The 22,095-nt window shown below is 42.4% G+C and carries 21 protein-coding genes and 1 other annotated feature; of the genes, 15 read left to right on the plus strand and 6 right to left on the minus strand.

All coding sequences use genetic code 11. From position 1 onward, the window contains the following. Positions 1-11: 11 nt before the first annotated feature. Positions 12-851, minus strand: coding sequence for a Cof-type HAD-IIB family hydrolase (locus B5D59_RS06500; RefSeq protein WP_040758322.1), 840 nt, complete (start codon positions 849-851; stop codon positions 12-14). Between the two features lie 175 nt (positions 852-1,026). On the opposite strand from B5D59_RS06500, the gene B5D59_RS06505 reads away from it, so the two are divergent. The 4 genes from B5D59_RS06505 to B5D59_RS06520 all read left to right on the plus strand — a co-directional run bounded on the left by B5D59_RS06505 (position 1,027) and on the right by B5D59_RS06520 (position 5,292). Beyond that, positions 1,027-1,803 (plus strand): prolyl oligopeptidase family serine peptidase, encoded by a 777-nt coding sequence (locus tag B5D59_RS06505; protein ID WP_078817330.1) that lies wholly within the window; start codon positions 1,027-1,029, stop codon positions 1,801-1,803. Positions 1,804-1,849: 46 nt separating this feature from the next. Continuing rightward, complete coding sequence (locus B5D59_RS06510; RefSeq protein ID WP_009765729.1) at positions 1,850-2,161, plus strand: metal-sulfur cluster assembly factor; 312 nt, start codon at positions 1,850-1,852, stop codon at positions 2,159-2,161. Between the two features lie 335 nt (positions 2,162-2,496). Beyond that, on the plus strand, positions 2,497-2,976 hold the full coding sequence (rraA, locus tag B5D59_RS06515; protein ID WP_078817331.1) for a ribonuclease E activity regulator RraA: 480 nt from the start codon (positions 2,497-2,499) through the stop codon (positions 2,974-2,976). A gap of 165 nt (positions 2,977-3,141) precedes the next feature. Further along, positions 3,142-5,292, plus strand: a complete 2,151-nt coding sequence (locus B5D59_RS06520) for an ATP-dependent Clp protease ATP-binding subunit (protein ID WP_425441333.1) — start codon at positions 3,142-3,144, stop codon at positions 5,290-5,292. 56 nt (positions 5,293-5,348) lie between these two features. Here B5D59_RS06520 and B5D59_RS06525 read toward each other — a convergent pair whose 3' ends face one another. Beyond that, a complete protein-coding gene (locus B5D59_RS06525) occupies positions 5,349-5,531 on the minus strand; it encodes a YjzD family protein (RefSeq protein ID WP_009765726.1) in 183 nt (60 codons plus the stop codon). A 178-nt stretch (positions 5,532-5,709) separates the two neighbouring features. Between B5D59_RS06525 and B5D59_RS06530 the strand changes: the two genes are divergently transcribed. Together B5D59_RS06530 and fabF are read left to right on the plus strand one after the other, a co-directional pair. After that, the gene (locus B5D59_RS06530) at positions 5,710-6,642 is read left to right on the plus strand and encodes a beta-ketoacyl-ACP synthase III (protein ID WP_078817333.1); all 933 of its coding nucleotides are present in this window, start codon (positions 5,710-5,712) and stop codon (positions 6,640-6,642) included. A gap of 237 nt (positions 6,643-6,879) precedes the next feature. Further along, complete coding sequence (fabF, locus tag B5D59_RS06535; protein ID WP_078817334.1) at positions 6,880-8,115, plus strand: beta-ketoacyl-ACP synthase II; 1,236 nt, start codon at positions 6,880-6,882, stop codon at positions 8,113-8,115. A gap of 425 nt (positions 8,116-8,540) precedes the next feature. Here the strand turns inward: fabF and trpS are convergent, their stop codons facing one another. Next, positions 8,541-9,527 (minus strand): tryptophan--tRNA ligase, encoded by a 987-nt coding sequence (gene trpS / locus B5D59_RS06540; RefSeq protein WP_078817375.1) that lies wholly within the window; start codon positions 9,525-9,527, stop codon positions 8,541-8,543. 51 nt (positions 9,528-9,578) lie between these two features. Then, positions 9,579-9,793: a binding site (T-box leader), on the minus strand. Between the two features lie 417 nt (positions 9,794-10,210). Here trpS and spxA point away from each other — a divergent pair. The 4 genes from spxA to pepF all read left to right on the plus strand — a co-directional run bounded on the left by spxA (position 10,211) and on the right by pepF (position 15,248). Beyond that, complete coding sequence (gene spxA, locus B5D59_RS06545; protein WP_009765721.1) at positions 10,211-10,609, plus strand: transcriptional regulator SpxA; 399 nt, start codon at positions 10,211-10,213, stop codon at positions 10,607-10,609. Between the two features lie 230 nt (positions 10,610-10,839). Next, positions 10,840-11,490, plus strand: a complete 651-nt coding sequence (mecA, locus tag B5D59_RS06550; RefSeq protein ID WP_078817335.1) for an adaptor protein MecA — start codon at positions 10,840-10,842, stop codon at positions 11,488-11,490. Positions 11,491-12,236: 746 nt separating this feature from the next. After that, positions 12,237-13,379, plus strand: a complete 1,143-nt coding sequence (locus B5D59_RS06560) for a competence protein CoiA (protein ID WP_176132518.1) — start codon at positions 12,237-12,239, stop codon at positions 13,377-13,379. 51 nt (positions 13,380-13,430) lie between these two features. Further along, positions 13,431-15,248 (plus strand): oligoendopeptidase F, encoded by a 1,818-nt coding sequence (gene pepF / locus B5D59_RS06565; RefSeq protein WP_009765717.1) that lies wholly within the window; start codon positions 13,431-13,433, stop codon positions 15,246-15,248. Positions 15,249-15,525: 277 nt separating this feature from the next. Here the strand turns inward: pepF and B5D59_RS06570 are convergent, their stop codons facing one another. The 3 genes from B5D59_RS06570 to B5D59_RS06580 all read right to left on the minus strand — a co-directional run bounded on the left by B5D59_RS06570 (position 15,526) and on the right by B5D59_RS06580 (position 17,759). After that, positions 15,526-16,350, minus strand: a complete 825-nt coding sequence (locus B5D59_RS06570) for a DsbA family protein (protein ID WP_009765716.1) — start codon at positions 16,348-16,350, stop codon at positions 15,526-15,528. Beyond that, complete coding sequence (locus tag B5D59_RS06575; protein WP_009765715.1) at positions 16,347-16,739, minus strand: globin domain-containing protein; 393 nt, start codon at positions 16,737-16,739, stop codon at positions 16,347-16,349. The genes B5D59_RS06570 and B5D59_RS06575 overlap by 4 nt, the downstream gene beginning before the upstream one ends. Before the next feature lie 333 nt (positions 16,740-17,072). Continuing rightward, positions 17,073-17,759 (minus strand): lytic transglycosylase domain-containing protein, encoded by a 687-nt coding sequence (locus B5D59_RS06580; RefSeq protein ID WP_009765714.1) that lies wholly within the window; start codon positions 17,757-17,759, stop codon positions 17,073-17,075. A gap of 157 nt (positions 17,760-17,916) precedes the next feature. Between B5D59_RS06580 and B5D59_RS06585 the strand changes: the two genes are divergently transcribed. The 5 genes from B5D59_RS06585 to B5D59_RS06605 all read left to right on the plus strand — a co-directional run bounded on the left by B5D59_RS06585 (position 17,917) and on the right by B5D59_RS06605 (position 22,065). Continuing rightward, positions 17,917-18,309, plus strand: a complete 393-nt coding sequence (locus tag B5D59_RS06585) for a UPF0738 family protein (protein ID WP_078817338.1) — start codon at positions 17,917-17,919, stop codon at positions 18,307-18,309. A 39-nt stretch (positions 18,310-18,348) separates the two neighbouring features. Further along, the gene (locus B5D59_RS06590; RefSeq protein ID WP_009765712.1) at positions 18,349-19,182 is read left to right on the plus strand and encodes an NAD kinase; all 834 of its coding nucleotides are present in this window, start codon (positions 18,349-18,351) and stop codon (positions 19,180-19,182) included. Continuing rightward, entirely contained in the window at positions 19,166-20,101 is a 936-nt protein-coding gene (locus B5D59_RS06595; RefSeq protein ID WP_078817339.1) for an RluA family pseudouridine synthase, read from the plus strand. The genes B5D59_RS06590 and B5D59_RS06595 overlap by 17 nt, the downstream gene beginning before the upstream one ends. Before the next feature lie 67 nt (positions 20,102-20,168). Further along, positions 20,169-21,545, plus strand: coding sequence for a magnesium transporter (mgtE, locus tag B5D59_RS06600; protein ID WP_009765710.1), 1,377 nt, complete (start codon positions 20,169-20,171; stop codon positions 21,543-21,545). Positions 21,546-21,666: 121 nt separating this feature from the next. Next, positions 21,667-22,065 (plus strand): hypothetical protein, encoded by a 399-nt coding sequence (locus B5D59_RS06605; RefSeq protein WP_078817340.1) that lies wholly within the window; start codon positions 21,667-21,669, stop codon positions 22,063-22,065. Positions 22,066-22,095 lie beyond the last annotated feature (30 nt).

A 22,095-nucleotide genomic window follows, 5' to 3' on the forward strand; every position in this document is an offset into this window, starting at 1 on the left:
TATATTTACGATCAATTACTGCTGTTCGTCTTAAGTTTTACTTTCCCTAAAGAGAGCCGATCTTTCAGGATATGCGAGATGCCGTCTTCATTATTAGAGTCGGTTACTTCGTCTGCAATGGTTTTTAGGCGGTCGATGGCATTGCCCATTGCGACGCCCACTCCTGCGTAATCAATCATTTCCAGGTCGTTGTCTTCGTCGCCGAAAGCGATGATACGGTCTTGTGGGACATTCAGCCATTTTGAGACTGCATCTATGCCGACAGCTTTATTTAAACCGTGGCGTACAATTTCCACGATATTAAAAGGTGCGCCCCAGCGGCGATGGTCGATTACTTCCGCATGAATATCTTCAAGGTGCTGACGGATTGGATCCACTGTTTGTTCGTTTGCTTGGATCAATAAACTGGTCGGATCCGTTTTTAAGGATCTTCGGATATCGCCTTCTGTAATTCGTGGATTACCGAAGCTTAGGATATCCAAAAAGCGCTCATCATGATACTGAGCATACACATCGTCCATCACTTCTGCAACGATATTCTCAACCGGAAACTGCTGCATCGCTTCCACTACTTCGTTGACGATAGGAAGGGCAATCGTTTCGTGAATAGTCTTCCAGGAAGTATCTGATGGGTGATGGACGAAGGCGCCATTAAAATTGACGATCGGTGTAGTCAGTCCAAGCTGGCGGTAATACACTTCGCTAGCCCGGTATGGACGACCTGTCGCAATCATGACATAGTGCCCCTCAGAAGCCGCAAGTTGCAATGTTTCTTCAGTCTTTGGAGAAATTACTTTTTCATCAGTCAATAACGTTCCGTCTAAGTCTAAAACAATTAAATGTGGTTTCAACGTATCCTCTCCTACTATAGTGATATGATTAAGTCTACTCATTATATCTTCATAGTTTATCGTTAATGGAGCAAGTAAGTCAAAAAATCAAGGGCAAGGCGAAGTTTTTGTCTTCTATCGTAATTGTTGTTATCCTAAAATAACAGTACACATTTGTCAGAAAAGAGGAATTTGAATGATCATTCGTTCGGAACAGTGGCAACATATCCCTGTACTACATATCGTAGACCAATCCAAAGAGCAAGAACATATTCCTACGGTCATCTTTTTTCATGGATTCATGAGCGCTAAAGAGCATAACTTGCATTATGCTTACAATTTAGCGAAGCAAGGAATCCGGGTAATTTTGCCGGATGCGAAGTTGCATGGAGCACGTTCAGAATCGAACGATGAATTTCAACTGCAACTGCGGTTTTGGGAAATTGTCTTAACTTCAATTAAGGAAGCAGACGTGATTCATCAAGAGTTGAAAGCGAAAGATCTAATAGAGAACAGCACGTCAATCGGTGTCGGTGGTACGTCTATGGGCGGCATCACGACATTCGGCTGCCTCGCGAGCTATGACTGGATAGACGCAGCTTCCGTTATGATGGGTTCTCCAGCTTTTACACGACTTGCCAAAGGACAGATCGCTTACGCGGAACGAGCCGGCAAAGAATTACCGGTTACCCCAGCTGAACGCGAACAACTTTTCGCTGCATTGGAGCAAGTAGATTTGTCGAAAAATCCAAACAGACTGAATCGTCGCCCGCTTTTCATGTGGCACGGCGAGCAGGATACACTTGTGCCGTTTGAACTTACAAATGAATTTTATTCTGAAATTCAGCAAGACTATAAAGACCATCCGGAACGTTTGGGCTGGATGCCGGAAGAGGAATCAGGTCATGCTGTTTCGCGTCCCGGTATGCTCGCGTCAGTCGATTGGCTTGCACAGCATTTGATTGCAAGGTAGTATGTTGGTAAGATGAAGATAGCACACAACAGAGAGGAGTATTCCGATGAGCAAAGATGAAATCAAAGATTACCTGTTTGGCGCGTTGGAGAACGTCATTGACCCGGAGTTAGGTGTCGATATTGTCAACTTAGGGTTAGTGTATAACGCCGAGCTGCTCGATGAAGGTCTGGCAAAAATCACGATGACATTGACTTCCATGGGCTGTCCGATGGGGCCGCAAATCGTAGCCAACATCAAACAGGAGTTAATGGAACTTCCTGAAGTAAAAGATACAGAAGTTGACATTGTCTGGAACCCGCCATGGTCCCGAGATAATATGTCCCGTTACGCTAAGATGGCACTGGGCGTACGCTAATATGCATCACCGAACCATACTCTTTGTGGTATGGTTTTTTTGTGCTGTTTAAAATAAAAACAGACGGGGTGAGTGGAACGGGATTTACGCTTCAGACGGTATGCTTTCCGGGGGGCGTGGCCTTGAGCCTCCTCGTTCGCTACGCTTCCTGCGGGGTCTCAAGACGCACGCCCCACGGTAAGCGTCCACCCAGAGCGCAAATCCCCGGACCGCCATCCCTCGGACTACTCGCCCTGTAATCTTTTATTTCAGTCTATGAAAAAGAAGGAATTGCAAAATTTTGTCGAATATGAAGGATGTAGCGTTAAACAGTATCTATTAGGGGGAATAGGGAAATGTCAGTAAAAACAGCAGATTTATGCGATGACTTCATCGATGAACTACAAGTATGCACCGTGGAATTCAACTCGTATGGCAAACACAAACGATTCTCGGGGCCGATTTCCACAGTTAAAGTCTTCGAAGACAATGTCTTGGTAAAAGAAGCACTGCAAACGATTCCTGAAGGCAATGTACTCGTTGTTGACGGAGGAGGCTCAAAGCGCTGCGCATTAATGGGGGACATGCTTGGCGAAATTGCGCAAAATCGAAAACTGGCTGGCGTTATCATCTATGGATGTGCACGCGATACGGCAGATCTCGGCACACAAGAAATCGGAGTCATGGCAATCGGCAGCATGCCAGTGAAAAGTATTAAACGAGGCGAAGGTCAAATTGGAGAAGTCCTTCATTTCGGAAATGTCGAATGGATTCCCGGACACTATGTCTACGCAGATGAAGATGGGGTTGTCGTGGCGCCGCGGAAATTGGTGTAAAAATTATATTGGCCGTTTGCATAATGCAAACGGTTTTTTTATGGGAAATAACCACATAATAAAGTAACTCTTAACTAAGCAAATCAATTTACTTCTCGTAGAAAAGAGACTATAATTAAATTAATCAAAGATAGTCAAAGTCAAACAAACGAAAGGTGGATGTTTATGCGTATGGATGGTGTACAAGAAGACCAGCGCTCACCACTTGAGCAATTTGGTCGTAATCTTGTTGATGAAGTGAAAAATGGAAAAATGGATCCGGTCATTGGCCGGGATGAAGAAATACGAAATGTGATCCGAATTTTGTCTAGAAAAACAAAAAATAATCCTGTGCTAATCGGGGAACCAGGTGTTGGTAAAACTGCAATCGTTGAAGGGTTGGCACAGCGAATTGTCAAAGGTGACGTGCCGGAAGGTTTGAAGGACCGTAAAATCTTTGAACTGGATATGAGTGCGCTCATTGCAGGTGCCAAGTATCGGGGAGAATTTGAAGAACGTCTTAAAGGTGTCCTCAAGCAGGTGAAAGACAGCGATGGCGAAATAATCTTATTTATTGATGAAATTCATACGATTGTCGGCGCGGGGAAAACGGAGGGCGCGATGGATGCAGGGAATATGCTGAAACCGATGCTTGCTAGAGGTGAGCTGTACTGTATCGGTGCGACAACGCTTGATGAGTATCGTATGTATATCGAGAAAGATCCAGCATTAGAACGTCGTTTCCAACAAGTGATGGTGCGCGAGCCATCTGTTGAAGATACCGTTTCAATTTTGCGAGGATTGAAAGAACGTTTTGAACTGCATCACGGTGTACGGATACATGACCGTGCTTTGGTCGCTGCCGCCACGTTATCGGATCGTTATTTAACCGAGCGTTTCATGCCCGACAAAGCGATCGATTTGATTGACGAAGCTAGCGCGATGATTCGGACAGAAATCGATTCGATGCCGCAAGAATTAGATGCAGTAACTCGCCGAATCATGCAACTCGAGATTGAAGAGCAGGCTTTGCGGAAAGAAAAAGATTCCATGAGTCAATCTCGATTGGTTACGCTGCGAGAAGAGTTGCAGCAACTGAAAGATTCATCTAAAGATATGCGTGAGCAGTGGGATTCTGAAAAAACAGCACTGAAGGAAGTTCAGAGCAAGCGGGAAGAACTCGATCGCTATCGAAGAGAACTGGAAGATGCGCAAGCTCGTTTTGATTTGAATAAAGCTGCTGAATTGCAGTATGGTAAAATTCCTGAATTGGAAAAAGAATTAAAAGCGCTTGAGAGTCCATTGGAAGGAAGTCAGGACCTTCGTTTGTTGCGTGAAGAAGTGACGGAAGAAGAAATTGCTTCCATCGTAGCCCGTTGGACAGGCATTCCTGTGACGAAACTTGTGGAAGGTGAGCGGGAGAAGTTACTTCGTTTGCATGAAACATTGAAAGAACGCGTTATTGGTCAAGATAACGCGGTGCAGCTCGTGACGGAAGCTGTTTGGCGTGCACGTGCAGGAATTCAAGATCCGAATAAGCCGATTGGATCGTTCTTATTCTTAGGTCCGACTGGTGTCGGGAAAACGGAATTGGCGAAGACGCTGGCTGCCACTTTATTTGATTCTGAAGATCATTTCGTCCGGATCGACATGTCTGAATATATGGAGAAGCATAGTGTGTCACGTCTTGTTGGGGCACCTCCAGGATATATCGGCTACGAAGAAGGCGGTCAATTAACGGAGGCTGTTCGACGAAACCCGTATGCTGTCGTGCTGCTGGATGAAATCGAGAAGGCGCATCCAGATGTGGCGAACATTTTGCTGCAGATTTTGGATGACGGTCGGATAACAGACAGTCAAGGGCGGTTGGTCAACTTTACGAATACCGTTGTGATTATGACATCCAATATCGGCTCTGCTTATTTATTAGAAGGCAACTTAGAAGACGGAGATCATGCAAAAGAAGACTTGATTATGGCAGAGTTACGCCGCCATTTTAAACCCGAGTTGTTGAACCGGATGGATGACATCATTATCTTTCACTCGTTAACGGCGGACTCGTTCAAGTCGATTACCCGCAAAATGTTGGGTGATTTAGTGGAACGTTTGGCAATGCAGGATGCGACGTTAAGCTACGATGAAGACGTCGTGAACTGGATTGTGGCGGAAGGTGCAGATGCGGATTTTGGTGCACGGCCGTTGAAGCGATTTATTCAGCGTCATGTGGAAACGAAGGTCGCTAAAGAAGTGATTAGAGGTAGTCTGCAGGAAGACGAACAAATTCAATTGTCGATGGAAGATGGACAATTAGTTGTTCAGCTCATCAAGAAAGATTAATCTGTGAAATTTTAAAAAGCGTAAGAACTGTCAATAGTTCTTACGCTTTTTATGTGTTATACGTCTGCTGGAGCTTCATCAGGGATAATTGCTGTGATAATAAGTACAACAACAGCCATAACGATAGAGACGATTACACCTGTCATGAAGTCAAATGGTGCCTCGACAATTGAACCTGCAACATAGTTCAACATGGCAACTAATAGGAATGACCAAACAAATGTCATAATATATTGCATGATTTTCACCTCGACTAGTCTATTTCAAACTTCATCATACCATAGCCGATCAAAACGATGAAATAATAAATAAATTTAATTTTGACGAAAAAGTGTCCTTGTATTGAAAAGTGAGCGATTTTCTTCTATAATTAACACCAGGTACTAATAATAGATGATAAGAAACGGGGTAGATGAAATGAGAGCAGGGCTGCTGGGTATGGGGAAATACAACCCGCCACATGTTTTGACGAATGAAGATTTGGAAAAACGAATAGATACTTCAGATGAATGGATTCGTACACGCACAGGTATCGAAGAACGCAGGATTGCAGATGATGATACGAATACATCAGACATGGCTTTTGAAGCGGCGAAAGAAGCGCTCGCATCGGCAGAAATTCGCCCTGATCAGATAGGTCTTATCCTAGTGGCGACAGTGACACCGGATTATACGTTTCCTTCCGTTTCAACAATGATTCAAGAACGTTTGGGTGCAAAAAATGCGGCTGCAATGGATGTTTCGGCAGCATGTGCAGGATTTATATATGGTGTGGTGACTGCAAAGCAATTTGTCGAAGCAGGCACGTACGATTATGTCTTAGTTGTCGGGGTGGAAAAGCTGTCTAAAATTACAGACTGGGAAGATCGCAACACAGCTGTTTTGTTTGGAGATGGTGCAGGTGCTACAGTTGTAGGGAAAGTGAGTGAAGGAAGAGGAATTCTTTCATTTGAACTAGGTGCGGATGGTTCTGGAGGTAAACACCTATGCCATAGAGAGTTCATCGAAATGAACGGTCGCGAAGTATTTAAGTTCGCAGTCCGTCAGATGGGCGAATCTGCGCTCTCAGTCACTGAAAAAGCAGGACTTACTAAAGATGATGTGGATTATCTGGTTCCTCATCAAGCAAATATACGCATTATGGAGGCTTCGCGTGAGCGCTTAGGATTGCCGATTGAAAAGATGTCGAAGTCCGTTCATAAATACGGCAATACTTCCGCAGCTTCTATTCCAATTTCATTGACGGATGATTTAGCGGAAGGTCGCGTCAAAGATGATGACGTGATTGTATTGGTTGGATTTGGTGGCGGCTTGACATGGGGCGCCTTATGTATAAAATGGGGTAAGTAAAACATTAAAAAGAACGAACAAGTTGATCTTTATTCAGCAGAAAACTCTCACCTTTACAGTTGGTCACATGAATACGATTTTGTTTCCTGTTCAGTGGCTGTTCAAACGCCTGCTGAACAAAAATCATGCCTCCGGCGGATGTCACAGATTTTGAGAGGAGTGAATTGTGCATGCACAATTCAAAATCTGGACGCAATTACGCCAAGGCGTAATTGATTATAGAAAGGAAGTTTAGAATTGGAAAAACGACGTGTAGTGATTACGGGAATCGGTGGCGTTTCACCAGTAGGAAATACCGCAGAAGACTCATGGAAAGCAGTTGTGGAAGGAAAATCCGGCATTGATATTATGACGCGACTGGATCAGGAAAAATTCCCGGTCCGTGTGATGGCGGAAGTTAAAGATTTCGATATCGAACAATTTGTTTCACGTAAAGACGCACGTAAGATGGATCGTTTCACACACTATGCCGTCGCTTCTGCCATGATGGCAATGAAGGATGCGGATCTTGAGCTGGATGATGAACTGGCGCTTCGCACAGGCGTGTGGATCGGGTCGGGGATCGGCGGTATGGAATCGCATGAAACCCAATTCAATACATTCCTTGAAAAAGGCTATCGACGTGTCAGTCCATTTTTTGTCCCCATGATGATACCGGATATGGCGGCAGGACAAGTATCAATTTTCACTGGAGCAAAAGGCATCAACTCCTGTTCGGTAACAGCTTGTGCTTCCGGCACGAACTCGATCGGAGATGCGTTTGAAGTTATACTTCGCGGAGATGCAGACGTCATGATCACTGGAGGAACAGAAGCGCCGATTACGTCACTTGCAGTAGCAGGTTTCATTGCAAGCACGGCACTCTCCTTGAATGAAGACCCTGAAAAAGCATCTCGTCCGTTCGATAAGAATCGTGATGGATTCGTAATGGGAGAGGGAGCAGGAATTCTGATCTTGGAAGAGTATGAACATGCGGTCAAACGTGGCGCAAAAATTTATGCGGAAATCGTCGGCTATGGTTCTACTGGAGATGCACACCATATCACGGCTCCAGCACCAGGCGGAGAAGGTGGCGCACGTGCAATGGTACAGGCGCTGGAAAAAGCGGAGATTGATCCTACGCAAATTGATTATATTAACGCGCATGGGACGAGTACGCCGTATAATGATTTATTCGAAACGATGGCTGCCAAAACAGTGTTTGGTGAACATGCCTATAAGTTGGCAATGAGTTCGACAAAATCCATGACGGGCCATTTACTCGGCGCGGCTGGCGGTATTGAAGCGATCTTTACCGTAAAGGCTTTGCAGGAGGGCATCATTCCTCCGACAATGAATTACGAAACTCCGGATCCAGAATGTGATTTAGATTACGTGGTCAATGAAGCACGTAAAGCAAACATCACCTATGCAATGAGCAACTCTCTAGGCTTCGGCGGTCACAACGCTTCGCTGGTATTTAAGAAAATATAATGAAAAAGGAAAGAGCACAGTAGCTCTTTCCTTTTTTTGACTTTTAATAAACGATGAAATGATAAAGTGAATTAACGTTGGAGGGGAAAGCTCGGATAGGGCACATGGGCTTGTGGTCGCTCTGTTCATTCTCTTCATGATCCATGCATCTACTCTTAATACTTTCCGTGCAAGCAAGTTGAAAGTACTCGTCTAAAAGGCATGTACTTATACATAAGATGAAAGAAAACGATAAAGGGCGAGGATCCGTTTGACGCGTTTTCTAGTTTTCCTATTCAGCTATTCTATTATCGTCATCTGTGTTGCCAATTTACTCTTCTACTTGAACTACGCAGCACTCGGTTACGATTATAAGCAAATTACTTTGTTTATGTTGCAGTCGACAGACTTTACAATGCTCGTCATAGCCATTATTTCGTTAGTGTTTACCGTCTGCGTCCCAAGCCCATCGCGGCCTCCATCTTCTTGAGAGTGGTGGAAGCGATGGCATTTGCTTTTTCAGCGCCTTGGTCCAGAATAGAATCCAATTCAGGTGAATCAATTAATTCATGATAACGCTGCTGGATTCCTGCTAAATGATTGTTGACCGTTTCAGCTACGCCAGCTTTAAAGGCGCCATAGCCAAGCCCCTCATATTTTGTCTCCAGTTCTGAGATGGACAATCCGCCTAATGAAGATTCGATGATCAATAAATTTGAGACACCAGGTTTGTTTTCAACATCGAATTTCACAACGCCTTCTGAATCTGTAACAGCACTTTTGATTTTCTTTTCAATTTCTTTCGGCGTATCCAGAATGGAGATCGTCGCTTTTTTATTTGGATCGGATTTACTCATTTTCTTTAAAGGATCTTGTAAAGATTTTATTCGGGCGCCGTTTTTTGGAATACGAACGGCAGGAATGGTCAATACTTTGCCATAGCGGCTATTGAAACGTTCCGCCAAATCTCTTGTCAGCTCCAAATGTTGCTTTTGGTCTTCACCGACAGGGACGATATCTGTGTTGTACAGTAAAATATCTGCAGCCATTAATGGAGGGTAAGTCAACAGCGCTGCAGAGACACCTTCAGCACCTTCAGATTTGTCTTTGAACTGTGTCATGCGTTCTAGTTCGCCGATGTAAGAGACGCATTGCATAATCCATCCTGCTTGTGCGTGAGCGGGAACTTCCGATTGAATAAAGAGTGTAGATTTTTCTGGATCGATGCCGCTCGCGATATAGGTGGCGGCAAGGGATCGGATAGCTTGTTTTAAGTCGTCAGGATTTTGCTGCACGGTAATAGCGTGTTGGTCAACGATGCAAAAGATGCAGTCCTCTTCATTTTGCAACTCTACAAATTGGCGGAAAGCGCCAATATAATTTCCTAATGTGATGACACCTGTTGGTTGAACACCTGAGAATATAGTTTTCATTGTATTTCCTCCTTTATAAATTGGCATAAAAAAACACCAGCCATCCCTATAAAAAGGGACGATTGATGAAAAGTAACCGTGGTACCACCCGAATTGCTTCGTTAAAAGCCGCTCTATTCCCTTAACGCGGGATACGTGTCGGACTACTGTTGTTCGTCCGTCAAGCTCGGGAGCCCATTCTTTTTGTACGATTTTGCCTGCTTCCACCATAGACAGGCTCTCTGAGAAAATCGCGTCAAAAATACTTTTTCCTTCTTCGCCATTTACTTATTGCTCTAAAGTATATCGATTTCGATTGGAAAATGCAACTTTCAGAAAAAAATAAGGATTAAATTGAAACCTTTCAGTACATCTGTACGTACTATAGAGGAGAGAGAAAAAGATAGAACGACTTTCTAAATGAGAATACCATTTCTTTCTTTTTAGTAGGTTTAAATCAATTCATTACTGGGTATAAAAAGAGAAGATGTTCAATTACCGCATAAAACAGCATCATTCTGCACAGATTTGTAGGAACTAAAGAATGTCGAAATTCTGTATAATTTTTTTGGAAAAACTATATTAATTGAGAATGATTATGTGTATAATGAGTAGTATGAAGACAAATTATAATAATTCTAAATTGAAATCTAAACATATCAAATCTAAATGAGCGTAAGCCGTGGGAAAGGACGTGTCAATACATGGGTGTTACACTTTATACATCACCTAGTTGTACATCTTGTAGGAAAGCAAAAGCATGGTTGGAGGAACATGAGATTCCTTATACCGAGCGTAATATCTTCTCTGAGCCATTGAACATTCAAGAAATCAAACAAATTCTTCGCATGACAGAAGACGGTACAGATGAAATTATCTCCACGCGTTCCAAGATTTTTCAAAAGTTGAATGTTGACGTAGAGAGTCTGCCGCTTCAAAGGTTATATGAATTAATTCAAGAACATCCGGGCCTTTTAAGAAGACCAATCATTCTAGATGAAAAAAGACTCCAAGTAGGGTACAATGAAGATGAGATTCGTCGTTTCCTACCGAGAAAAGTTAGAGCCTATCAGCTGCTCGAAGCGCGGCGAATGGTGAACTAATCTGAATACAAAAGCTGATAGGGATGACACACTGGATACATTTGTGCCTATCAGCTTTTTTGAATTGAAATTCCCTTGTATTCCTCTAGGATTTTCGCTTCAATGCTTAGGCAATTGAAATAAACCCTTTCGAAATCGGTTTGGTCGACATATAGTAAGAGTAAGCATTGCAAGTGAGTTTAAATTATAAAACAGGGGAAGGCCTGTTTGACAGAAGGGAGAGATAAGGGATGGAAATAGAGCGCATTAACGAAAATACGGTAAAGTTTTATCTTTCTTATGGAGATATAGAAGATCGCGGCTTTAGCAAAGAAGATGTTTGGTATAACCGCGATAAAAGTGAAGAGCTTTTTTGGGATATGATGGATGAACTTGGCGATGATACAGAGTTCGAAGTAGAAGGACCGCTTTGGATTCAAGTCAATGCTATGAATGAGGGAATTGAAGTGATTGTGACAAGAGCACATCTTCCGAAGAACGCTGAATCTTCACAATTTCCTTTTGGCATTGAAGACCCTGAAGAATTATTCGATCCGATTTTTGACGCGATCAATGAAACGGAAGAGGATAGTGAAGAAGAAGTGCAAGTCAATGATAAGTTGTTTGTATTCAGAGATTTTGATGAGCTGATTCCATTGGCATCTCAAATGGCTTCACTCGAAGACCCTTTTGAAACTCAGCTGTATGCATTTGAGGGTCGTTATTATCTCAACTTGCGGTTTGATTACACTCTTATAGATACGAAACGCGCCAAGGACATTATCAGTATGATCACAGAATACGGCATTCTATCTAAGATGTCGATTCATCGTATTGAGGAATATGGCACAGCCGTTATGGAGTCCGACGCTTTCGCTCAAATAGATAAATATTTTTCATAATCCACTGGAAAGCTACCAATAATTTGGTAGCTTTTTTTGTATGCGCCCTTAGTTAAAGTATGGCTTTTTATCAATCGTGAGGCGGCAGGCAAAGGAAGTGTCGTCACTGAACTCACTTCGGCGCTTGCGGATGGCTCCCGCGATGAGCCAGTCAGGAAGGGCCCCTGTCTGTCTCATCACTCCGCCTACCGCTTGTAAGGCGCCTACGTTTAGTGTGGGGAGAGCATTCTTTGCAAACTACAAAGCGGACACTGAAATATCTTCTATTTTAAACACCGCACTCTTTAATTTGTACGTAAAAGCGAAGCCGCAACTGCAGGGTCGGCCGAAGCCATGAGGCAGCTAGCGTTCTTTGCTAGGTGGCTCATGGCGGGAGGCAATCCCCCAGCGGCGAAGCGGCGACAATGTACACCCCTGTACCTATCTTGGACACATTAAAAATTCGAGCAACGAGATGATGATATATTACTTCTTTAAACACCACACTCAAGTACTTCCTGACACCAACAAAGGGGTCAGCCGAAGCCAGGAGACAACCCCAGCGGCGAAGCGATGACAATGCACAACCTCTGCCCCTTGCCATAACCCACTATGAGTCAAGCGACGAGACAACAAAATATCAAAAAACAATAACCTCATACAATAGTTCAGCAAAACAAAACGTCACAAGCTTTTAGTATGTAAAAAGACTTGCGAAATAATCAGTTAATTCGTAGAATATAGCTGGAAGGAGAGTGAACAACTTGTTGACAGCTCGTACAACTGGCGGGGAACTGGTGATCTTGACTAAACAATATTCCCTAGAACACTTAAGAAAATGGCGTGAAGACGAAACGTTCTATTGTCCCCAATGCAAAGAAAAGCTGATTTTGAAAGTCGGCGACGTTATGATACCACACTTTGCGCACCGTCAGCAGACCAACTGCCGAGACAGCTTCTCAGAAGGAGAATCTCCAACTCATCTGCTTGGTAAAACTCAACTATACGAATTGTTTTCCCGCCACGCCCTCAACGTCAACTTAGAACCTTTTTTAGTAGACGTGCGACAAAGGCCGGACCTTCTCGTTACTTGGCAGGATACTGCGGTCCCTATCGAGTTCCAATGTAGTGTCATTCCACTTTCGCTTGTCCAGCAAAGAAACGCTGGCTACCACATGCTAAACATGCTGCCGATCTGGATTGTCTTAACCCCTCAAACGATCCATGCCACTTCTGCAGCCACACTCTCTATTCGTATCTCTCAGTTCCATCATTTTTTTATTCGGCAAATCAATGACCGGATCACCATCCTTCTTACATACCATCCGCTTAGCGAACAATTTCATTACCTCAGCCATATGATTCATCTGCATGGTTCTACTTATGCCGTTCGCCATTTGATTTTGCGCATAGATAAACAAACGGTTCCTTTTGCTACGCCCGCAGCACCGAACCCGACAGATATAGAGGAGCTGACTCGTCACTATCAATCAGCCCGGCGAAAGTATCTTCGTTCTGTGATCGGTTACAATCCACTAGGAATTCATAATCGTTTTTTACGTGCGTGCTATGAAATGCGAATTCAACCGATTCAACTGCCTTCATGGGTTGGCGTGCCGACGGCGGGACAGGAGGCATTCAAACAGCCTGACTGTGAATGGCAACTGTTGCTTGTTGCAGCAATGCGGGAAACTAGAAAAATGCCTAATCAGCTTAATTCATCATTTTTTCGAACGTTTATTAAAAGATTTGAAGGAGAGACGGAAGATCAATTAAAAGCATGCAGAGTGTATACGGATTTTTTACGCCAAGAGCGCATAGATATCTACAGAATGGATAAATTTATTGGAGGTAATTTCGTGCAGGAAATTCTGGCAGGGCGATTTCTTGCAATGCATGCGAAGAATTGAGAAAATATAGTGGATTCGAATTACGGTGAAATGGCTGAAGGAGGAATTTGATTGACAACCGATCAAAAAGTTTTAACACGTGACGAAGTAGCTGAAGAAGAAACTTGGCGTCTGGAAGATATTTTTGTTTCCGATGAAGCATGGGATAAAGAATATCAAAAAGTTGAAGAGATGGTCAATGAAGCTGAGCAGTATAAAGGGACGCTCGGCAACGGAGCAAGACAACTTTTTGAGGCATTGACGTACCGTGATAAATTGGCAGAGCGTTTACGCAGATTGTATACGTATGCACATCTTAAAACTGATCAGGATACGACGAATGGTTTTTATCAAACAATGGATGGCCGTATCAAGTCACTAGTAGTAAAGGTGTCCACAGCATTGTCTTACTTTACGCCCGAGCTGCTTTCTATAGACGAAGAGCAATTAAACCAAACGATTGAATCGCATGAAGGTTTGCGTTTGTATAAACAAGAGTTTAAGGAATTGAATGCAGAACGTGCGCATATTCTATCAACTGAACAAGAGGCATTACTCGCTCAGTTGTCCGAAGTAACTGGAAATCCGGCTGAAACGTTCAGCATGTTGAATAATGCTGATCTAACCTTCGGATTAGTTAAGGATGAAGAAGGAAATGAAATCCAACTAACACATGGCCGGTATTCTCGTTTTTTAGAGAGTAAAGACCCTAAGGTGAGAGAAGCTGCATTTAAGGAAATGTATGCAAAATATGGAGAGTTCAAAAATACATTTGCATCCACACTTAGCGGGAATGTCAAGGCACATAATGTAAATGCGAGAATCAGGAATTATACTTCTGCAAGAAATGCAGCATTATCCAGCAATCATATTCCTGAACAAGTATATGAGAATCTCGTTTCTACGATCAATAAGAACTTAGACTCGCTGCATCGCTATGTTGCTTTGCGTAAGAAAGTACTGCAACTTGATACACTTCATATGTGGGATATGTACACGCCGTTAGTGGAAGACACAGAAATTAAATACACTTATGAAGAAGCGAAAGAGACGATGCTGGAAAGTTTTCATCCGCTAGGCGAAGATTATACCTCGATCGTAAAAGAAGGACTTGAGAATCGTTGGGTCGATGTCCGTGAAAACAAAGGAAAGCGTTCAGGTGCTTATTCTTCTGGTTCATATGGAACAAATCCGTATATCTTAATGAATTGGCAAGATAATGTGAATAACTTATTCACGTTGGCGCATGAATTCGGCCATAGTGTCCATAGCTATTATTCTCGGCAAAATCAACCGTTTATTTACAGTGGCTATTCAATTTTCGTTGCAGAAGTAGCATCTACAGTGAATGAAGCATTACTCAATGATCATTTATTGAAGGTAACTACAGATGAAGACAAACGAATTTATTTGCTGAACCATTGGTTGGATGGATTCCGTGCAACTGTATTCCGCCAGACGATGTTTGCTGAATTTGAGCATCTCATCCATAAGTTGGATCAAGAAGGAACGCCATTGACAGCTGAAAAATTAACAGAAGAGTACTATGCATTGAATCAAAAATATTATGGTGAAGCAATCGTCAGCGATGAAGAAATTGGTTTGGAATGGGCGCGTATTCCACATTTCTACTATAATTATTATGTCTATCAGTATGCGACAGGGTATAGTGCAGCAGTAGCGCTAAGTAAACAGATTCTCGAAGAAGGGGAGCCGGCAGTCGACCGATACATTTCCAACTTCCTGAAAGCTGGATCTTCTGATTATCCGATTGAGGTGCTGAAAAAGGCAGGAGTCGATATGACATCTGAAAAACCGATTGAAGAAGCGTGCCGTGTTTTTGAAGAGCGATTAAATGAACTCGAGCAGCTTTTGGCGAAGAGAGGATAAGCGATAGCTATAAATCTCTAGGTATGTTGTCGGAGTATGTGACATAAGGATGAAAGCGAGTATAATTTGTTGAAGTCATAAGTTAGATATGGTATGTTATGTACGTGGAATAAATCACATACCAAACATACACCCCTTTTGTTTGAACGTGAACATTTCTCCCATTCCCTTTGAAAAAGAGTATTCACTCCCCCCCAGGAGAGAATGCTCTTTTCTTTTTTTGTATAAAGAAATCCGAAGTGATCATTTTCTTGATCACCTCGGATATGAATAAGTACTATTTAATTAGAGAGCAATTTGGTTGTTTTTTACGCCAAAGCGTTCGATCTTGGAAAGGAATTCGTTCGATTTGCTGCTTGAGCAGGCGCTTCTTCAATTCGCGTTCTGCTTCTTTTTCTGAAATATGATAGATTTCGGCAACTTCTTTAGTGGTTAGTAAATCAAAACGATTGAACAATGAGCTAATGGATGGCGGAATATCGGGTAAGATCTGTTCGCCAATCAATTCCTCTAAGATTTGTTCGTAAATCCCATAATCATAGAGACCGCTCACTTTCAAACCTTCATCTTCAATATTGCTATTGAAAAATACGAAAGTCGGTGCTTCATCTACTTCCATTTCATTTCCTAGAAACATATCGACTTGCAAGGCGCGTATTGCTTCTTCCGACGTGAAGTCGACAATGAATTCATCTACATCTAGATTGATCCGTGCGGCAATTTCAACTAGCACAGAAAAAGATGTGACATCACGCTTCTTTAAAAACGAATACTCAAATAAGCAAGATAGGTAACGGAAGCCAGCCCGTTTCCCTTGAAATTCAGCAGCTTTCACCGCGAGGCTCGGGAAACATGGGTTTGATCGCTTTGTCGGCTGGGGGTCTTGTCTCTCCGTTAAGCAGTTCCTATTTAGTTTATTTATAGGTGTACGCAACGCAACTCTCAACGTAAAATAATGATCATATTCTACTTGAAGTTTACGTAGGAGCGGTTGGAGTGACCAGCAGTCCTTGCAGTATGGATCCAAAAATACATAAAGTTCAATTGGTTTTGCTGAAGTAGAATAGTGTAACGTATCATCAATAACAGTTAGATAGTTCACTGGTCTTCCTCCTCGTTCCTATTTACCATATGGTTGGCTGTTAAGACAAGGCGTTGATAATAGACATTCCGAAGCGGTCCCTCCAGTCCCACTTCATCCATTGCTTCTTCCATGCATGCAAGCCACGCTTTCGCGCGAGTAGGCGTAATTGGGAACGGCATGTGCCGTGCCTTCATCATGGGATGGCCGTGTTCTTCCGTATATAGGTTAGGGCCTCCTAAATATTGTGTCTGAAATTGTTTTTGTTTCCGAATTGTTTCGGTTAAATCTTCAGGAAATATTGGAATAAGGTCCGGGTGCACAGCCACTTTATCATAGAAGCGTTCAATTAGTTCATGTAACCTTTTCTCGCCAATCTCCTCAAAAGGGATGACAGGTTTTCGGGTCATTACATTCACACCCCTTCGTTCATCTGTGACTTTATTCTATCAACGAATTATTTTGTATACAAATAAAACAGCTTATTTCTAATTATTGTTATATAGCAGGCAATTGCTGGTTGGATGTAAATAGGGATTCCGAGAACCGTTGATTTGCGCTACAGGCGTGACGCTTTCCGCGGGGCGTGCGGTGAGCCGCTTCCTTCGCTTCGCTCAGTCCAGGGTCTCACCTGTCACGCTAATCCCGCTGGAGTCGCCCGCCTTTCACTCCAATCAACTAGCGTGTTCCTTAGAAAATAGTGAAGGAAACATCAAAACATCAAACTTTAAAACATATCTATGCTACGCCATCTGCCCGTAGTAATTCATGACTTTTTTGACGTATTGTTGTGTTTCTTTGAAGGGAGGAATTCCACCATATTTTTTTACGTTCCCTGGTCCTGCATTATATGCGGCCAGTGCGGTTTCTATTTTTCCGAATTGATCTAGCATTTTTCGCAAGTATTTGGCGCCGCCCATGATGTTCTGTTGCGGGTCAAAGCGGTCTGTGACACCGATGAATTTAGCTGTTCCGGGCATTAATTGCATTAAGCCGGCTGCTCCTGCGTGGCTCGTGACATTATTATTAAAGTTGGACTCTTGCTTGATGACAGCGGCAATCAGATTTTGCGGCAATTGGTATTTGTCAGCAGCTTGCTTGATGATGTCTCCATACGGACCTTGGTAGGTTGCACCGGATGATGGTGCAGCTATTGTTGGAGAGGAGTTCTGTAACTGGAATGCTGGAATATGGGCTGGCATGTATACTGGATTGGCGCCTTGGTAAAGCAGGCCGTCAGCAGCAGTGCCATTCACTGTATTTGATGAACTTACTGACCCTAATGTACTTTCTGTCATTAACTGCGTCAGCATCGATTGGAATTCGTTAGAGCTGCCTGAAGAGTTCGTGCTGAAGGACTGAACTGCTCCGAGCGTTTGCAGCGCGTTGATTTCTAGGAGTAACCTTAGATTTTGTAGGTCTAGGCTCATACTTTCTCCCCCTATCTATGATTTTTCTATTAGTTTTTCATTGGTCGATTATATCCATTATACCAACTTTTGTACCCGAATGTACAATAACAAAATGCAACTATGTGTGTCATATGGTAGACTGAACGTAAAGACTTGTATTAAGGAAGTGATCATATTGGATATCAAAAATAAAATAATAAAAGTGAGTCAGCAAGGGAATGAAATACACTTTATTTTGGATCCGGAAGCAGAGTGGCCTTTAGATAGTGTCCCTACAGGAAAAATGCTGACAGACACAGACCGACAATCATTTGTTTATGTATTTGATCATGATTCGGGCTATCAGTATGCATATTTTCCACAAGAAAGCTGGTACGGCCTTGTAGATTTGCTGTTGAATGAGATGGAACCTTTTCTAATTTGGGTAGATCAGAAAATACCTCTAGAAAACGCGGCAGAGGAACTACAGGCACTGGTATTGAATATCGAAGGCAATGATAATTATGGTGAAGCATTCAGTGCAGCTGTTGAGAAAGTCTTCCAATCTGTATTAGAACAGGAAAACTAAGCGGTATACGAAGAAACAAAATAGAAAGGAAGTGGCGTAATGAAATTCACAATTCAGTCTCGAAACGACGAACTTTCGAATAAGTTAATGAAAGAAGCGCGAGTATATTTACGAGATTTCGGTTTAAAGTATGATGAGGAAGAACCGGACATTGTATTGTCAATTGGTGGAGATGGCACATTACTGCATGCTTTTCATAAATACATACATCGACTCGACAAGACGTCATTCGTCGGTATCCATACAGGTCATCTAGGATTTTATGCTGATTGGAAACCTTCTGAAGTAGAAAAATTAGTGATTTTGATTGCTAGACAGGAATACGAAGTCATTGAGTATCCATTAATTGAAGTGACGATTAATTACCGCCACTCAGAAAAAAGTGCATCCTATTTGGCACTTAATGAATCAACAGTGAAATCACCTGAAGTGACATTAGTTATGGACGTTGAGTTAAATGGGGAACATTTTGAACGCTTTAGAGGAGACGGCTTATGTATGTCAACGCCATCTGGCTCAACTGCCTATAGTAAGTCACTTGGTGGAGCGATCATTCATCCATCTTTACCTTCGATGCAACTGACGGAAATGGCATCGATCAATAACCGCGTCTTCCGAACAGTTGGTTCTCCTCTTATTTTGCCCGATCACCATATCTGTACGTTGACTCCTGTAAAAGGGCCTGATTTCATGGTGACAGTGGATCACTTGCAATTGCTTCATAAAGACGTAAAGTCTATTGAGTACAAAGTTTCCAATGAAAAAATGGGCTTTGCGCGGTTTAGACCTTTCCCATTTTGGAAGCGAGTGAATGAATCTTTTATAGCGAGTGATTTAAGATTTGAACGTGAAGACAATGAACAGGATAGCTAATCATTTGTTTCAATTAGACTATGAAGTGGAAGAACAACTGATACTGCGAGATTTTTTAGCGAGGAAAGATATTTCCAAAACCACATTGACCGCCATTAAATATCAAGGCGGGGATATCTTGGTGAATGGTCATGCACAAAATGTTCGTTATATTTTACGGCCAGGTGATCAAGTTACCGTAGTGTTCCCTCCTGAACAGATGAGCGAAGGGTTGAAGCCAGAATTGGGTCCATTGTCTGTTTTATATGAGGACAAGACGATTTTATTACTTGATAAACCTGCAGGTCAGAGTACAATCCCTTCACGTAATCATCCGTCCGGAACACTTGCGAATTTTGTCTGTGGGAAGTTTGAAGAAGAGGGCATACTATCGACAGCTCATATCGTGACGAGGCTGGATACAGATACGTCAGGAGTAATTTGCGTGGCGAAAAATCGACACATTCATCACTTATTAAGTAAGCAGATGAATGAGCAGCTCTTTCATCGGCGCTATACGGCATTCGCGGAAGGTCACATCAATACTCCTTTGATTAGGATCGAACAACCAATCGATAGAAAAGAAGGAAGCATAATTGAGCGGAAGGTAAGTGCAGAGGGACAATACGCAAAAACAGATGTAACTCTTCTGGGTAATTATGTCAATGACGTTCAGGCTTTTTCTGTAGTCGAGCTGAAACTGCATACGGGAAGAACTCATCAAATACGTGTTCATATGCAATGGTTAGGCCATCCTTTAGTTGGCGATGATTTGTATGGTGCTTCGAGTCACCAATTTGCGCGTCAGGCATTGCATTGTTCATCTATCAGTTTTCTTCACCCGCTTACGAAGGAAAGAATGATATTTGATAGTCCGTTGCCAAGTGACATGAAGTACTACTTAAAGCAAAGTAAGACAGTCGAAATAAGGAGTATGTAATAATTTCCCGGGGAATAACAGAAGGATTTGATATGAACCGTAACTGCAGAAGGGAAGGTGTATAATCATGAACAATCAACCAGAGGAATTAAAAAATGAAGTCATCTATGATGAAGATAGCTTGCGTGAGTTGCTCGTAAACGAAGATATCCATTCATTTAGACAAGAATATTTAACCCTTCATCCATATGATCGAGCGATTTTTTATGAAAAAGTTGATCCGAAACTCCGAGAATTGATGTATTTCTATTTATCACCAAAAGAACTTGCTGAAATTTTTGAGACGAGCGAAATTGATGAAGATGAATACAAAGAGTTCCTTGAGGAGATGGACGCGACATATGCTGCAGAGATGATATCTTACATGTTTGTGGATAATGCGGTAGATGTCCTGAAAGAACTTGATAAAAAGCAAGTAGTCAGCTATTTGACATTAATGGATAAAGACGCTGCTGTTCAGATCAAAGCTTTGCTACACTATGAAGAGTACACAGCAGGATCCATCATGACCACTGAATTTGTTACGGTTCCCGAAAATTCAACCGTCCGTTCTGCGATGACTATACTGCGTAATGAAGCTCCGAGTGCCGAAACAATTTACTATGTCTTCGTCGTGGATGATCACCAGCGTTTGACTGGTGTCGTTTCTTTACGTGATCTTATTATTGCGGATGAAGATACGTTGATTCGTGAAATCATGAGTGATCGCATTGTCAGCGTGTCTGTTTCAGATGACCAGGAAGATGTTGCGCGAACAATCCAGGATTATAATTTTTTAGCCGTTCCTGTTGTCGACTTTCAACAACACATTTTAGGAATTATTACAGTCGATGATATTATTGATGTTCTTGATGAAGAAGCTTCAGATGATTATTCAAAGCTTGCCGGTGTTTCTACAATGGACACATTCGACAAGAACTCCTTTTCTGCCGCGAAGAAGAGGATACCCTGGTTGATCACATTGATTGTTCTCGGTATGCTCACTGCTAATTTAATTGATTTATTTACAGAAACGATTTCTCAGGTTGCTTTACTCGCTGTATTTATACCGTTAATTGCAGGAACTGCGGGAAATAGTGGTACCCAATCATTAGCCGTTGCCGTTCGGGGTATTGCGACACGTGATATTGAGGATGAAAGTAAGTTCAAATTGTTAGTGAGAGAAGCGGGTACCGGATTGATCACCGGATTAGTCTGCGCAATATTCGTTGTTCTGCTGATATTTATCTGGAAACATGAATTGGTCATTGCACTTTTAGTGGGTACAGCTACCCTTGTATCGATTTTTGTCGCTACCATTTCAGGGTCGTTCATCCCTTTATTCATGCATAAGATCAAGGTGGACCCCGCAGTAGCCTCCGGACCATTTATCACGACGTTAAATGACGTCATCAGTATTATTATTTATCTAGGACTAGCAACAGCATTTATTAGCTCCTTGTGAGGTGTAAATGCTGTTTTTTCTATTTGAACATTTGAAAACGTATAGAAAATTGAAGATAAACTGGAACTCGGAACGTTAGGCTTTTTGTTTACATATGCTAAACAAAAAGGATGTGAGAGGTATGCGTAATGCAGAGCCGTTATTGTTTATTAAGAGCCCGGTGATTCGGAAATTCATGTATACGCCAACTGTTGAAGAAGAGAGTACTTCTGTTTTTGAAATGGAGCATACTCGAGAAGCGGAACGAGTCATTGAATTGCCTCAATTAGTCGTATCGGATGAAGAAGTTTCAGTGGAAATAAATCCGCATATTCTGAGGAACTTGGATTATTTGGTTCATCCTTTCCGAAAAGAATTGTATCAGCCGATTGAAATTGTGACAGAGGAGAGAGTGGTAATGGGGAAACTTGAGGAACTGAAAGATGAAGTACTTTGGATGAAGGAAGGCGAAGATCTTACTTCAATCGCCATCCACGATATTAGAGACATAAAGTGGAAACAGCAATCATTTTCTATATAAATAGTAAAAGGCGAACCCGTAATTTCGGGT

Origin of the sequence: Sporosarcina newyorkensis, assembly GCF_900167515.1 — a bacterium.
Classification (GTDB): domain Bacteria; phylum Bacillota; class Bacilli; order Bacillales_A; family Planococcaceae; genus Sporosarcina; species Sporosarcina newyorkensis.